The following is a 14,636-nucleotide window of genomic DNA, read 5'->3' as shown; positions in this document are numbered from 1 at the left end:
GCGAATTGCTGATGCGACGATGCTTCACGAGGTGCGCCAGAAGCCGGACGTGCTGTTGAGCTTAGGTCTGGTGCATCTTCGCCAACTGACGAGATATCTGCCTGCTGTTGCCCGGCGCTCATCTCGCATTGGAGCATGTCAGGCGCGAGGAATGAGGGTGATCCGCACAGCGGGCCGGTTGATCACCGGGATCGCGCCATGGATCGCGTACGAACCGAGACCCGGAAGTGGGCGATCACGGTAACGGAATCGTACGCCGCCACCAACCAGGACGAGAAAGTAGCGCGCTGGTCGACCTACCAGGCGATGCGACGAAAACTGACGGCGATGCACCATCACTTGAATTTCTTGAGCCGCGATGCGGAGTAGCATCTGGATGGCATGTTCTCTTCAAAGGTTGTGCCAAATGCGAGAGTCTCGTTGTCACGACTATTTGCGAGCGAACGTGTCGCTCCCCCAAGAAGGTCGCAGATGCGACTGTCCCGATATTGCAGTGATCACTCGACCGTAAGTTTGGCAGTTCGTCGCCCGGATCGTAGATTCTGGTCGATCCAGCCAATCGTGGCGAGCCGATGGCGCGGCGGCGGTCGAAAATCCAGTACCGAAGAGGTGTAATCTAGCGCGATCGCACCAGGCTGCCGCCGTGCGAGCCGATTCGAAACCGGAATCGGGAGGTGACAGTGTGGAGCTTTCGCCATCGGCTTCCCCGGTCTTCCATTAGCCATAGCCTCGGCCGATCGCCACGCCCGGCGCCATGCTAGGCAGTCTGAAACGCGATACTCGACCGCCGCACAGCTGCTATCCTGGATGTGACCGAAGACCTGACAACTGATGCCGCGCTCCCCACCGACTTTATCAGTATGCCTGTTTGCTTCTCTTTTCGCCAGGTCGCATCGCCTTACCCCTTAGGATCAGGCTTGGTTGGCGCCGATTGCCGGGCTCTCGCCAAAGGTGTGCCGCCACTCTGCGAATGGAGAAGTCGTCAGCCTTGCTGTATTGGAGCTTTGCTTGCTCTCTCCGCCGTGACTACAGCACCCTTTCGCTCGGCTGCTTGAGCTCCACGTGCAACAGCTGATTGACAGGCTCCATCTTCTTCCGCATCCCTGACCAAGGGTACCGGTTCAAGCCTTAGACCCGCCGTGACTGACGCACCCATGACTTCTTGCGCAACTACTGACGTGTCGAGTAGAGCCGTCTATCAAATTTCCAGGCTGCGAAATCCGAAACGCGGTTGCGAATCTGGCGACTATCGATCTTGGTAGTGTCAGAGCTTGGCTAGGTGTGTAGTCTACCCAACCTTACTAACCAACTTTGATGATGTGTTTTCGATGATCAAGCGGATGGAGCGTCATTTTCATGCAGGATAGCCACGCTTTTAGAAAGGCGGTGACAATGGGCGAGGTGCAATGCCGAACATTATGGTGACAGACGTAGTTCCACCTTCCATCGTAAAGGCAATCGAGGGGCGCCTTGATGATCCCGACGTTGTTATCACCAGCACCGGCGACGATCGTCCTCTTGTTGTGGCGTTGCAAGATCCCAAAACTCAACACGTCGTCGGAGGTGCGATCGGACTTTCGTCAGTCGGGTTGCTATTCCTGGATGCATTCTTTTTGCCCAAGCCATTCCGCGGAAAGGGCTTAGGAACGATGGTCTTGAACGAATTTGAAGATGAAGGCCGGCGGCGTGGCTGCCGATGGGCTTTCCTCTACACCATCAGTCTTTCAGGTTTCTACGCTCGAAGTGGATGGAAGGCCCTCGGGCGAACACCTTCCGACCGGCCCGGAACATTCCGGACTTTCATGACCAAGAGCTTGGAAGCATGTTCATAGGTCCTCATCCATGTTCTTTACCAACTGCAGACCTACTTGACCCAGAGTTCAAGCGCAGTCGGAGCGTGGGGCTCCCAGTGGAGCTCGGCTTGCGCGCCAGCGCAAGACTGTCGATCTGCAATCAGCCCCTGATTGCGTCTCGCTCGGCAGGGGTGTCGCTCGCTGGAGTGCCGGCGGCCATGGTGATGTCCGCATTTGGTTCGTCCTCCACTTACCTGTTCGACTAATAGAGCACATGAGAATAGCACAGCCTGGCTTTATTGAAGTCGTCTTCAGGGGTTCTCTCGCAGGAACTCCGCTCGATGCCGAATTCAGCGTGCCGGCCAATGGAATAACGGCTATTTCAGGTTGCGGCAACACAACCGTCGCGCGTTGCATTAGCGGTCTCGAGCGTCTGCCAACTGGATTCTGTGCCTTGGATGGGGAGGTTTGGCAGGACGAAGACACTTTCCGCCCGCCGCATCTGCGTCCCATAGGCCATATTTTCCAACGGCCGATCCTTTTTTCGGATCTGTCTGTCAGGCGTAACTTACTTTACGGCGAATCAAAATTCGAACGGACTCCGATAGAGCTTGATGCGGTAATCGAACTGCTCGATCTGGCGCCGCTGCTTGACCGTTCTCCCTCACTGATTTCCGACGCCGAGCGGCAGCGTATTGTCATTGGCAACGCGTTGTTATCGCAGCCTCGACTGCTTGTGATGGAGGAGCCGCTTGCCGGGCTCGATCGCTCTGGCAGGCGCGAGCTTCTGCCATTCCTAGAGCGATTGCATGAGAGACTCACGGTGCCAATAATCTATGTCAGCAATGACATGGCTGAGATAGAACGCCTGGCCGATCATCTAGTCATGATGAAACACGGTATGGTTACAGCGGCTGCGCCGCTGCATGTCCTGCAGAGCGACCTTGCGTTGCCGCTTGCCACACGCCAAGAAGCCGCCGTCAGTCTTGATGCCGTCGTCAGCGGCTATGACGAGAGCTATGGATTGCTCGTCCTCGTCTTTAAAGGTGCACGCCTGTTGATCCCAAGCAAGCCAGTTGCGCCGGGCACGCAGCAACGGCTTCACATCGCAGCCGGCGACGTTAGCGTCTCGCGTGAGGACCCACGCGGGAGCTCGATACTCAATGTGTTTCCGGCCCGCATTAAGGACTCGGTGCCGCTCGGCGGCGCGGAGGTCACCCTACTCCTTGCGCTCAAAACCAGTGGCTCCGGCGCGCAATTTTTATCGCGCGTTACGCGCCGCTCCTTTGATGTGCTGGAGCTCGAGGATGGGATGGACGTGTTTGCCCAAGTCACGGGCATCTCGCTCGTACCGACTTCTGAAGGGTTGCTGCGAGGGCTGCCAACTTACACGAGAGAGGAAGATCCTGGACCAAAAACGAAGGGCTGGTTGAGTCCATCAACATGTAAGGGCGGCATAGCCTTCTAGGAGATGAAATACGCCAGCTGTCGCCCGCAGGCGGCGTCCGAGCGTGGCTGATCCCAGTAGCGGATAATTGTACGCCTTCCTGAATATCACTCTCGATAGAAGTGATCGCCTGCTTGCCAGCGTTGGCCAGCAGCGTGGATATTCTAAGGCCCCCATGAGGGCACACTTTGAAGCTATTGAGATCGTTGGTCGGAGTTATTGTCAAGTGTTTATCCCTGGTCAGGCGCGACTGCAAAGAGCGACGTCGCCGCAACGACGTTATCCGAGAATATTGGTACTTGGCGGAAAGCCGTACTTTCGGGTGCGCGGCTGCTGGGCGGATCCATGGCGGTGATCCAAGACTATGCTCCTCACCCTTTGCCGCTGATGAATTCAGTCAGTAATAGGCGTCGCGCCCCTCCGCGTCAGTATGCATTGTGCGACGTATGATCTCAGGCAGAACTCCAGTACTTAGATGAGAACTGAGATCCTGCCTACCAAGGCCGGCAGTATCGCTGAGGTATCCACGCGCGGTAGACTCCACGACCAGAACAGGACAGGCCCTCTATTGCGATGGTGCAGCGAAACGCTCAAGCCCGACCCACTTCGATCGACGCAGCTATCAATTGCGGTTCCTCCGAGCCTCCGAACAGCATTAGAATTCCAACAGTGAGCGGATACCGGCCTGTCTCATACCCTTGGTCCGTGAGATGTGCTCGAGAGGATCCCACCATTGTTGATGGGCTCGCTCCGCCCTATCCGGACGAACTTCTGGTCTGTGCTCAATCGCCGCTGCCGCAGGCGGATATCAGCGGGACCCGATCAATGGGACGCCTTCGGTGGCGGCTCTCCAATAGGCGGCTGACCACGCGCATTGGGAGTCCTGTGCTCGGTGCAACACCCCACTGCCGGCAGCACGAAACGCACGTTCAAGGTGAGGCAAATTACGTGGCCGGGGTACCCCCCTCTCTGGTGGCTTCAGGGATTTTCCTCCCAACGAACGCAATGCATCAACTGGCGCTTGTAGGGACAGAACAGTGCAGACCACCCTGTCAAGGGATTAACCTTCAGCTGTCATTTCGGCGGCGACCGTGAATATTGATAGCGCCTTTCCCTGCGGGAGCCCCTCTCTCCCGGCAGGCCTTATTCAAGATGAGGAGCTGAATCATGATCATCGCAACACCGGTCCGTTGCACCAGCTACAGCCTCAACCCAGGTGACGAGCTGAACGACCTTCGCATGTCCGAGGGAGTGCGGCCATTGTACGAGCGGGTGCGCAAGTTCATCCGCGAAACCGTGGAACCGATTTCCGCCGAGCTCGAGAAGCTTCCCGAGGAGACAGCCGACCGCTGGAGCTTCACACGGACGCAGCTCGAAATGATCGAAAAAGCGAAATCGAGGGCCAGGGTGGAGGGCTTGTGGAACTTCTTTCTGCCCAATGCACACACTGGCGAAGGAATGAAGAATCTGGACTTCGCCTACATCGCCGCCGAGCTTGGCAAGGACCTGCTTGCACCTGAGACCCTGAACTGCGCGGCGCCCGATACCGGCAACATGGAGGTGCTTGAGCGTGTCGGCACGCCGGAGCAGAAGGAGAAGTGGCTGAAGCCGCTGCTCAAGGGTGAAATTCGGTCGGCTTTTGCCATGACTGAGCCAGACGCGGCCTCATCGGACGCCAGGAACATCTCGACAAGCGCAAGGCTTGTCGGTGACGAGTGGGTGATCAACGGCGAGAAATACTTCATCTCCGGCGCAGGCGATCCGCGCTGCAAGATCATGATCGTGATGGCGAGAACCAACCAGGATGCACCGCCCAGCAGGCAGCATTCGCAAATTCTGGTGCCGAAGGACACGCCCGGCGTCGAGATCCTCGGACCCATGCACGTTTTCGGGCAAGACCACGCGCCGCGCGGCCACATGCACCTGCGCTTCAACAATGTCCGGGTACCGAAAAAAAATATCCTGCTCGAGGAGGGCCGCGGGTTCGAGATCTCGCAGATCCGCCTCGGTCCGGGCCGCATCCATCACTGCATGCGCGTCATCGGCAAGGCTGAGAAAGCACTCGACATGATGGTGCGCCGTGGGCTCACCCGCGAGGCCTTCGGTCGGAAGATTGCTCGTCTCGGCGGCAATCTGCAAATCATCGCGCAGGCCCGATGCGAAATCGAAGCCATGCGGCTGATGGTCCTGAAGGCTGCGAGGGCTATGGATGTGCTCGGCAACAAGGAGGCGCGTGTCTGGGTCAGTATGATCAAGGCCATGGTACCGGAGCGTGCCTCCCGAATTATCGATCAGGCGATTCAGATGCACGGCGCAACCGGCATTTCAAACTGGACGCCGCTCGCCGAGATGTACACGGATGTCCGGCAATTGCGCATGACCGACGGTCCCGACGAGGTCCACTGGATGGTTGTGGGACGGCACGAACTGAGCATGGAGTAAAGGACGACGCGCGGCCGAATCTGATCTGCCGCGCACGATTCTTTGGGATGCTGTCTTGGCGGGCGCAAGGAAGCCGCCTCAGGCAACAGACCTCCCCCGTTGTGGGGAGGAGGGTGACTCAGGCCAGCGCCTTTCGGCTTTAGCGGTATGAGGACGCATTCGCGCATCGGGAGGAAAGATGCAAGAGGCCCAAATCGATAAGAAAGCTCGCGAAGGCGAGCGGATGCGGCTTTAGCTCTCTTGGAAAGGCATCCTGGACAGCGAACGTTCGGATCCTGCACCTCGCGAAATTGGGCTTCCGCTCACGTGTCCCTGCGTAGTCAGATTGCTTCATGCGGATTCCGCTCGATGTCGCCCAGCATTCGGAGATGATCTCGCCCAGTATTCCGGGATGATGTCGCCCGGGTGACGAGGCCTCTTCTGGCTCCCATAGGGTCAACCCTTTCGGCTTTGCGAAGGGACCCTGGATGCCGACGGAGAGGTGCGATGCGCCGTGTGCGCGATGTGATCAGGATGAAGGCGGCGATCGGCGAACTGCTCACCAGTCTCAATGAGGAACGACCGATCCGGCGGCTCGGCGTGACGCGCCGCCGGCTGCTTGAGGAGGTCGACCGGCCGGCGCTCAAGCCGTTGCCGGCGAGCCCCTACGTACTCGCCGAGTGGCGGATCCGCCGCGTCAGCCTCGATTATCACGTCGAGCTGGAGAAGCATTACTACGGCGTCCCGCATCGCTTCGCGCGTGCCGAGGTCGAGGTGCGGTTCACCACCCGCACCGTCGAGATCTTCCACAAGGGCGAGCGGATTGCCGCGCATCAGCGCATGAACGGCAATCACAAACACACCACCGTGCCGGAGCACATGGCCCCCGTCATCGGCGTTACGCCGGCTGGACCATCGCGCGTATCCGCCAGGACGCTGCCGCGTCGGGCAGGCGACCAGCGCGTTGTGCGACCTCATTCTCGACGAGCGCTCGCACCCCGAGCAAGGCTTCCGCGCCTCCCTCGGCATCCTCAGGCTTGCCGCCTCATATGGGCGCGAACGGCTGGACGCCGCGGTTGCGCGGGCGATCGACATCGGCGCGCGCACCTACGGCTCGGTCAAGTCGATCCTCGCCAACAATCTCGATCGGCGTTCCGCTCCCCAGCGCTCCGCGGACGACGCGCCGATCCTGCATGCCAACATCCGCGGACCGCGCTACTATAATTAGGAGACCCTCTCTTGCTCACCCGTCCGACCCTCGACCGCCTCAACGCCTCGGCCTCCACGGCATGGCCAAAGCCTTCGTCGACATCGAAGCCCCCGGCGAAGCGGACAGCCTCGGACACGCCGAATGGCTCGCCCTGCTTCTCGAACGTGAAGCCTCGCTGCGCTATGACAAGCGGCTCGCCACGCGCCCGCGCTACGCGAAGCTACGCCAGCAAGCGTGCGTCCAGGACATCGACTACCGCACTCCGCGCGGCCTCGACCGTCCGCTGTTCGCCAAGCTTGTCGAGGGGGATCGACGACCATGCCAACCTGCTGATCCGCGGCCCGGCCGGCGTCGGCAAGAGCTGGCTCGCCACGACGCTCGGCAAGGCCTGCCGTGACAACCGCTCGGCGCTCTATCAACGTGTTCCGCGGCGGTTCGATGATCTCGCTCTCGCGCGCGGCGACGGCCGCCATCCGCGCCTATTGCGCGGGCTCGGCCGTGTCGATCTGCTGATCCTCGATGAGCCGCTCGACGCCGGTGCCCGCCACGACCTCCTGGAAATCCTTGAAGACCGCTATGGTCATCGTTCCACCATCGTCACCAGCCAGCTCCCCGTGGACCAGTGGCATGTGCTCATTGGAGATCCCACCTATGCCGACGCCATGCTCGATCGCCTCGTCCACAATGCTCATCGGCTCGACCTCACCGGCGAGGGCCTGCGCCGAAGCCGCCAACCCGCCCGAACGGTCTGAGCTCATTACACTGTGGACATGCCACTTGGTCAGTCCCTTTCCCAAGGACCGCAGGGGCTGTGCGGCCGCAAAGTTGATCGGCCGGAGCGGAAGTGAGCGGTTTGGCGAAACGGCGAAGCCGGCGCGGAGCTTCCACAAGCTAAAAAAGAAAAGGTTGCCAACAAGCAAGCGCACTCGGACAAGCCACGGCGCTCCGACAGGTTAACTTTGAAGTTGCTCATCTTCGCTGCGCCCAAAGAGGCCATGCCAGATGTACAGCCCCAAAATTCGAGCGACTGAAATATCGCACTGGATTTGATGGCACTGACAGGCGGGGTATCCTAAGGCAAAGCAAGCATAGGAGACGCTCGATGGAGCACGAAGAATGTCCCTTTAAATGGGGAGACCGGGTCAGCCACAAGCTGTTCGGATTTGCCACCGTGAACGGCGAGCCAACAGCCGTTGTTGGGCCCGATGCCACGCTCCGCAGAACGGTGCCCAGGGGCTGGACCGTTCCGGTTGAGTGGGATGATAAAGGCCAGGCGCCCGCTCGTTTAGCCAGTGACCACCTCACCAAAATATCTCGCCCGATGCCAAAGGTGCTCAGTACTGTCACCAGGAATGGCAAAAACGCGTGAATGTGTTCGCGGAACTGCGGCGCAAGACCGACGCCGCTATCAGCAAGAGCTTTCGCTCAACGCCATCGATAACGTCCGACGATCTGACCGAGTTGTTCGCCCACGAGCAAACGGCATTGAAGGACCTGGTGGAATTCCTGCGCCAAGACGCTGTCGGCGAGCACCAATAACTAGATCGCGAACATCTAAGGCATTCGCACAACCATGCTGCCCGCGATCAGGGGAAAACGAGTACGTGTTTCGTATTACCTGCCGCAATCGCCTGGTGGCGCGGCCGTTTTATTCCTGCAGAAGGTGTATTCGGAAGCGGTCATCAATCACCGCCTTAACGTGTGGGATGTTCACGTGAGTGACGGGCGTTGGTGGATCATCACCAACCCAACCAATCTTCATTCGCAAGAGCAGTTCCGATTGCGGATGGGCAGGCATTCCGGCTCGGTGGCCGAGTGCGATGATTACGACGCAGCCCTTTTTTACAGGCATCGAAACGGGCGATGATGAGCATGTACTACCGAAGCCTGCTCCATACAGGGAGCACGTCTTCACGTGATAGATCGCTTTGCCTTCACCGAAAGATGGGCGGGGCTTGCGCTCCAGCGCGGCGAACATCGCCGCAGAACAAGCTCTTCGTCAGTTTCATTGATGGACCTCCAGGTTGCGAGAACATGCGTCCCGTCCCATACGATCCGCCTTGCGCCCTCATTGGTGCTTGACGGAACGAAACCCCAAGGCCCGCCGGCCTCGTCTTGCGAAAACGCTAGCCTCATGTATCGAAATCGACGTTTATTAATCCGGGCCCTCGCGGCTGCCAAACTTTGCGCGTAAGCCGGAACACTCGCGTTTTTTTTTGCGATCAGACCGTCAGCCTGAGCTCGACAGTGGCTGGTCGACTGTGGACTTTGCCGGCGGCATGATCCGCACGGTCGTTGTTTCAGAATGGCGGCTGTCCTGACTGGCGTGATCAATGGCGCAATGCGGACAGATGCTGGACAAACGCTGGGAGAGGCAAGCTCATTATCCCTATGCACGCCCCCGTCTCCGACGCGCTTTTCCCATCAGAGATGGAACGGCGCGGTCTCACCGGCGGGTTGCCTGTTGCTCTCGAGAGCACCGGCATCATCTTAAAAGCACGCCGAGATTGGGCTGCGCGCCCGCCGCGCAACCAACCTTCAGCGCGAGCCAATTGAAGGAGAACCGCCTCGCGAGAGCTCGCAGCGATCAGTCGATGCTGAAACAGCTTTCAGGCAACGGCTGATTCCCTTGAGAGCTCATCGAGCACCTGCCGTGTCGCCCCGTGCGCCAGTTCGACAATCTCGTCGATTTCGGCTTCGGAGACAACGAGAGGCGGTGCAAAACCAAGAATGTCGCCATGCGGCATCGCGCGAGCAATGAGCCCGCGATCACGTGCAGCTTTCGAGATGCGGGCACCGATCTTGAGCTGCGGATCAAATCGCCGTTTCGTATGGCGATCTGCAACGAACTCGATCCCGCCGAGCAAACCGACGCCTCGCACTTCCCCGACATTCTCGAGCTGCGCGAACCGCTCCCTGAGTCTGTTCTGGAAATGCGCGCCGACGATTCTGGCGCGATCGCTCAGTCGCTCCTTTTCAACAATATCGAGTACGGCGTTGGCGGCCGCGGCCGCGATCGGGTGACCTGAATAGGTATATCCGTGCGAAAATGCCCCCACTCTGTCCCCAGCTTCCTCCATGACGGCGTAAACCTTTTCACCAACGATAGCTGCCGAGAGCGGCACGTAACCGGAGGTCAGGCCTTTGGCGACGGTCACGAGGTCAGGCTCGATTTCGTAAAGCGTGCTGCCGAAGTCCGCCCCGGTTCGCCCGAACCCACAAATCACCTCATCGGCGATCAGCAGCACGTCGTAACGACGAAGCACGGCCTGGATTTCACGCCAGTAGGCCGCCGGCGGCGGGGTGATGCCGCCCGTCCCGAGCACCGGCTCGCCGATGAAGGCGCCAACCGTTTCGGGCCCCTCCCGCAAGATCAGCTGCTCGAGCTCGGCAGCACGCCGGCGAGAGAAGGCCTCCTCGCTCTCGCCTTGCTCGGCGCCCCAATAATGGTGGGGTGCACCGGTATGCAGAATGCCCGGAAAGGGAAGGTCCATATGATCATGGTAGAACGACATTCCGGTCATCGAGCCGGAAACCACCGAACAGCCATGGTAGCCGCGGTCGCGAGAGATGATCTTTTTCTTCTTCGGCTTGCCACGCAGGTTGTTGTAGTACCAGACGAGCTTAGCCTGGGTTTCATTGGCGTCCGATCCGGACAAGCCGAAGAACACCTTGGCTGGCTTGCCCGGCGCCATTCGCACGAGACGATCAGCCAGCTTTGCCAGCTCCTCAGTCGTGTGGGCGGCATATGTGTGGTAGTAGGCCAGCTTATGAGCCTGCCGCGCGATGGCGTCAGCCACTTCGGTCCGACCGTAGCCAATGTTTACGCAGTAGAGGCCGGCAAAGGCATCGATGTAGCTGCGTCCAGCGGCATCTTCAATGCGGATGCCTTGCCCGCCCGTGACGATCGTCGGATCACCGATCTTGCCTGTGGCGAATTCCTTGAGCTGGGTGAATGGATGCAGGACACTTGAGCGATCCCGTTCGGCGATGGTTTTCATGTCGATCATTCCAGTTCTCCTAAGCTACCAGATCGCCGAAGCAGACGTATTTTAGTTCCATGTATTCCGCCAGGCCGTGGCGCGAGCCCTCGCGGCCGAGACCGGACTGCTTCCACCCGCCAAACGGGATCGGCGCGCCCGTGAACGAGGCCGTATTGATACCGAGCATGCCGCACTCGATCTGCTCGGAAAGGCGAAGCGCCCGACGCAGATCGTTCGTGTAGATGTACCCGGCCAGTCCCATTTCGTTGGCATTTGCCCGGGCGACAACCTCTTCTTCAGATTCGAACAGAAGTACGGCAGCTACCGGTCCAAACGTCTCCTCACGCGCAATGAGCATGTCTTCAGTGACATCGCCCAGCAGCGTCGGCGGAACGAAGTTCGGACCCAGACTGGCGCCTTGATGAGTGCAAAGAATGCGGGCGCCCTTTTTCACGGCATCATCGATCTGGGCCCTGCACTTGTTGGCGACTGACAACCTGGTCATTGGTCCAATGTCTGTTGCAGCTTCGAGACCATGCCCGACTTTCAGTTGAGCCATCGCCGCAGCAAAAGCCTCAACGAAGGCGGGATAGATGGCTTTTTGAACATAGATGCGGTTGGCGGCGAGGCAGTCCTGGCCTGACGTAGCGAACTTCGCGGCCATTGCCCCGTTGACGGCCTTCCCGAGGTCAACATCATCAAAGATGAGGAAAGGGGCATGTCCGCCCAGCTCCAGCGAGACCTTCTTGATCGTGTCGGCCGCCCCCTCGAGAAGCAGGCGGCCGACCTCGGTAGAACCGGTGAATGAAAGGGCACGTATCCTCGCATCGCGCAGCAGCGGCATCGACAGTTCGACCGGATGACCAACCACCACCTGAAACACGCCGCGCGGGAAGCCGGCCTCTTCAGCGAGCCTGGCCACGGCAAGTGCAGTAAGCGGCGTCTCCGGCGCGGGCTTCACAATGGCTGGACAACCGGCCGCAAGGGCGGCCCCGGCCTTTCGAGTAATCATCGCGACAGGAAAATTCCACGGAGTAATCGCCGCCGCCACGCCGATTGGCTGCATTCGCACCTGAAGCAGGCTTCCCGCCTTGTGGCTCGGGATCGTCTCGCCGTATGCACGCTCGCCCTCTGCGGCGAACCAGTCGAGAAATCCAGCACCGTATGCAATTTCCTGGCGAGCCTCCCGGAGTGGCTTGCCCTGCTCGCTCGTCACCAGGACGGCAAGCTCTTCCGAATGGTCGAGCATCAATGACGCCCAGGACCTGAGGAGCGTTCCACGCCTTGCTGGCAACAACCTTCGCCACGCAGCAAACGATCGATCAGCCGCCGCGATCGCAAGACTCATATCCGAAGCTGAGCAACGAGCCACATCCGCGATCTCTTCCCCGGTCGCCGGATCGACCACCACGTCCCTCTGGTCGCTCGAAACCCAGCGGCCATCGATCAGCGCGTCTCCTGCCAGAAAATCGCGACGACGCAGGTCCTGCAGGTAGCTGGCTGCAAGACCGGGCAAATTAGGGCTTTTGTGCCGGCTGGTTTCAAGGGCCATTCGAAGGTCCGAAGTGTACAGTTTGTTGAAGTTTCCTGTGCATTCAGGATACTGGCGCCGCAGGAGACATTTGCGTCGCATTACCTGAGGCTAGGATGATTTCCTGCATCGCGCAGGCATTTTGCGACGAAACTCACCAAGGCTGGAGACGACATGCAGTACGATCGGATAGACGCTCGAATCCTCGAGATCGTGCAGAAGAACAATCGTTTGACATCCGAGGTGATCGGCGAAATGGCAGGCCTTTCCCCGACCGCGTGTCAGCGACGACTGAAGAGGCTCCGTTCGGAAGGTATCATCGAGGCCGATGTCTCCATCGTTTCTGCGAAGGCGGCGGGAAGGCCCATTCAAATGCTCGTGCTAGTCAACCTAGAGCGGGAGCGTTCGGATATCATCGACAGGTTCAAGAAGGCGATCAAGTCGTCTGTTGACGTCGTCAATGGCTTCTACGTCACCGGCGAGGCCGATTTTGTCCTGTATGTCACCGCCCCCACCATGGAAGAATATGAGCAGTTCACCCGGCGGTTCTTCTATGCGAACCCGGACATCAAGGGCTTCAAGACGATGGTCATCATGGACCGCGTCAAGGTAGGCTTTGCTGTTCCAATTGCGGCTCCGGCCGAGGGTTGATGTGGCTGTCCCCTCTCGCGCATCGGTGCATCGAGTCCTCTTCATCTAGAGGCGTGCTGATCCCGGACGAGCCGCAGATCATTTTGACGCGATAACTCAGCTTGCCTGACTTGTCGGTATGACCCCGCGGAGCTCAGTGACAAACCGAGCTGCGCCTCCAGCCTGACGTGATAGCAAGCGTGTACACGTGAGGAGTGCTCAGCCGGTCGTCATGCAGGACGCACTTTCGTACGTTGCGTACGGATTAGCGCCGTCGAAATGATGCTGCCCGACCATCCGGAAGTGTTCGGATGTCCTGAGCTGTCAGGGAAGGCATATAATGTCACGCACCAATCGGCAGCGCAGGTGACGCCGCCGCAAGGCAGTTTCGTCCAGAGTCGAAAGGCTGGAGCAGAACGTCTACAGTGACTTTTTCAGTCGGCTGCCCCCTCCCCTGAGATCACGGACCCGGACGAAGAATAAGCCTCCGAAACAAGCTTGTAACAGCCACACGCCATCCGTTCGAGATTACTGCGTTCATCGATGTGCAAGACGCCGCGCATCTTGCGAATCAATCCCTGTTCTTCGAATCGGATCAGGGTTTCCGTTACGGTGGCGCGGCGCAATCCCAGGACAGACGAAAGGTACTCATGGGTGACTGGAAGTACTTGAGTGCCAGCAGCGTCACCCGCCAGACATAGCCAGCTCGCAAGCCGCTCTTCGCGACGGTGCCGAACGGCGCATAATCCTGTCTGGGCGCAATGCAGGGCCAGCGCCTGAGCGTACCGAAAAAGGCTTCCCCGGATTTCAGGACGCTCGTTCATCATTCGACGCAAGTCCTCGACACGAATTCTGTGTCCGCTTCCAGGAAAGAGAACAACAGCTTCAAGCGTCGAAAGATGTCCTCCCGTGAAGAACGAGGCACCGACCGCCCCCTGATATCCGATCACTGCAGTTTCAAGGATGCTTCCCGCTGCGACAATTCTCAGCGAGACGAGCCCTGATTCGACGAAGTAAACATACTGAGGAGGCTTTCTCCGCTCCTGCAGAACCATGCGCTCGTTCAGGACGACCGGCTCGAGAAACTTCGTCATTGCTGCGAGATCCTGAAGGGAGACTCTCGCCAGCACCGCATTTCTGACACAGGGGTACGTCCCGGGGCCAGGCCGCTGAAGCAACCAATGAGTGCTGGGCCCCGGCTTGAGAGCTGCATCTGCGGAGCGATCACGCACGTCCAGGCCGGCGGGCACGCGGTCAGCCATAGTAACTCCGTGTCCTGACATTCGATCGTTGCGAGCTAAGCTCGCCAAGTGTCGCAATGTCTGAATCTTGATAAATGCAAAGAGCCTCCCGTTGACACTCAAATCCCGCTTTTTGGGCGTCCTTTTCGATGGATTTCGACAAGCCGACGGTTTGTTTGTTGTAATCTGGCTTGAAGCAGGCGCCGCCAACTTGCCTGGGCGCAATCAAAAGCGGCTGTTTGCGAATCCGGTTGTCGTGCACGTCACGCTCGCTTGTGATGGTCTTGCCATTGAAGACAAGCTGTCTCGGGAGCATGTTCGCCAGTTACTCTGCTTGGCTGGTCCTGCTCAGGACTAGGCAAACGCCGTCAGCTGCCTTC

The 14,636-nt window shown here is 59.2% G+C and carries 12 protein-coding genes and 2 pseudogenes; 11 read left to right on the top strand and 3 right to left on the bottom strand.

Annotation, left to right across the window (positions count from 1 at the left end):
- Positions 1-198 precede the first annotated feature (198 nt).
- The 9 genes and pseudogenes from XI06_RS16125 to XI06_RS16085 all read left to right on the top strand — a co-directional run bounded on the left by XI06_RS16125 (position 199) and on the right by XI06_RS16085 (position 8,738).
- Complete coding sequence (locus XI06_RS16125; protein WP_271605867.1) at positions 199-369, top strand: hypothetical protein; 171 nt, start codon at positions 199-201, stop codon at positions 367-369.
- 1,037 nt (positions 370-1,406) lie between these two features.
- Positions 1,407-1,832, top strand: coding sequence for a GNAT family N-acetyltransferase (locus tag XI06_RS16120; RefSeq protein WP_271605866.1), 426 nt, complete (start codon positions 1,407-1,409; stop codon positions 1,830-1,832).
- Positions 1,833-2,067: 235 nt separating this feature from the next.
- Positions 2,068-3,261, top strand: a complete 1,194-nt coding sequence (gene modC / locus XI06_RS16115; RefSeq protein ID WP_271605865.1) for a molybdenum ABC transporter ATP-binding protein — start codon at positions 2,068-2,070, stop codon at positions 3,259-3,261.
- 1,146 nt (positions 3,262-4,407) lie between these two features.
- Positions 4,408-5,682 carry an acyl-CoA dehydrogenase family protein gene (locus XI06_RS16110; RefSeq protein ID WP_271605864.1) on the top strand — a complete coding sequence of 425 codons (1,275 nt, stop codon included), beginning with the start codon at positions 4,408-4,410 and terminating at the stop codon, positions 5,680-5,682.
- Between the two features lie 513 nt (positions 5,683-6,195).
- Positions 6,196-6,889: pseudogene (locus tag XI06_RS16105) on the top strand (Mu transposase domain-containing protein); the annotation flags it as partial.
- Positions 6,890-6,900: 11 nt separating this feature from the next.
- Positions 6,901-7,623, top strand: a pseudogene (locus tag XI06_RS16100) (ATP-binding protein).
- Positions 7,624-7,973: 350 nt separating this feature from the next.
- On the top strand, positions 7,974-8,240 hold the full coding sequence (locus XI06_RS16095) for a hypothetical protein (RefSeq protein WP_271605863.1): 267 nt from the start codon (positions 7,974-7,976) through the stop codon (positions 8,238-8,240).
- Complete coding sequence (locus XI06_RS16090) at positions 8,237-8,410, top strand: hypothetical protein (protein WP_271605862.1); 174 nt, start codon at positions 8,237-8,239, stop codon at positions 8,408-8,410. Before XI06_RS16095 ends, XI06_RS16090 begins: the two co-directional genes overlap by 4 nt.
- A gap of 34 nt (positions 8,411-8,444) precedes the next feature.
- The gene (locus XI06_RS16085) at positions 8,445-8,738 is read left to right on the top strand and encodes a hypothetical protein (RefSeq protein WP_271605861.1); all 294 of its coding nucleotides are present in this window, start codon (positions 8,445-8,447) and stop codon (positions 8,736-8,738) included.
- A 742-nt stretch (positions 8,739-9,480) separates the two neighbouring features.
- Here the strand turns inward: XI06_RS16085 and XI06_RS16080 are convergent.
- Together XI06_RS16080 and XI06_RS16075 are read right to left on the bottom strand one after the other, a co-directional pair.
- The gene (locus XI06_RS16080; RefSeq protein ID WP_271605860.1) at positions 9,481-10,881 is read right to left on the bottom strand and encodes an aminotransferase; all 1,401 of its coding nucleotides are present in this window, start codon (positions 10,879-10,881) and stop codon (positions 9,481-9,483) included.
- Positions 10,882-10,891: 10 nt separating this feature from the next.
- On the bottom strand, positions 10,892-12,370 hold the full coding sequence (locus XI06_RS16075; RefSeq protein ID WP_271605876.1) for an NAD-dependent succinate-semialdehyde dehydrogenase: 1,479 nt from the start codon (positions 12,368-12,370) through the stop codon (positions 10,892-10,894).
- A gap of 189 nt (positions 12,371-12,559) precedes the next feature.
- Here XI06_RS16075 and XI06_RS16070 point away from each other — a divergent pair, with 189 nt between their 5' ends.
- Positions 12,560-13,036, top strand: coding sequence for an Lrp/AsnC family transcriptional regulator (locus XI06_RS16070; protein WP_271605859.1), 477 nt, complete (start codon positions 12,560-12,562; stop codon positions 13,034-13,036).
- A 413-nt stretch (positions 13,037-13,449) separates the two neighbouring features.
- Here the strand turns inward: XI06_RS16070 and XI06_RS16065 are convergent, their stop codons facing one another.
- Positions 13,450-14,109, bottom strand: a complete 660-nt coding sequence (locus XI06_RS16065) for a Crp/Fnr family transcriptional regulator (protein WP_271605858.1) — start codon at positions 14,107-14,109, stop codon at positions 13,450-13,452.
- 259 nt (positions 14,110-14,368) lie between these two features.
- Here XI06_RS16065 and XI06_RS16060 point away from each other — a divergent pair, with 259 nt between their 5' ends.
- Positions 14,369-14,614, top strand: coding sequence for a hypothetical protein (locus XI06_RS16060; RefSeq protein ID WP_271605857.1), 246 nt, complete (start codon positions 14,369-14,371; stop codon positions 14,612-14,614).
- Positions 14,615-14,636 lie beyond the last annotated feature (22 nt).

Source organism: Bradyrhizobium sp. CCBAU 11434, assembly GCF_028128895.1.
Classification (GTDB): domain Bacteria; phylum Pseudomonadota; class Alphaproteobacteria; order Rhizobiales; family Xanthobacteraceae; genus Bradyrhizobium; species Bradyrhizobium zhengyangense.
This window is presented reverse-complemented; position numbering and strand designations above follow the sequence as displayed.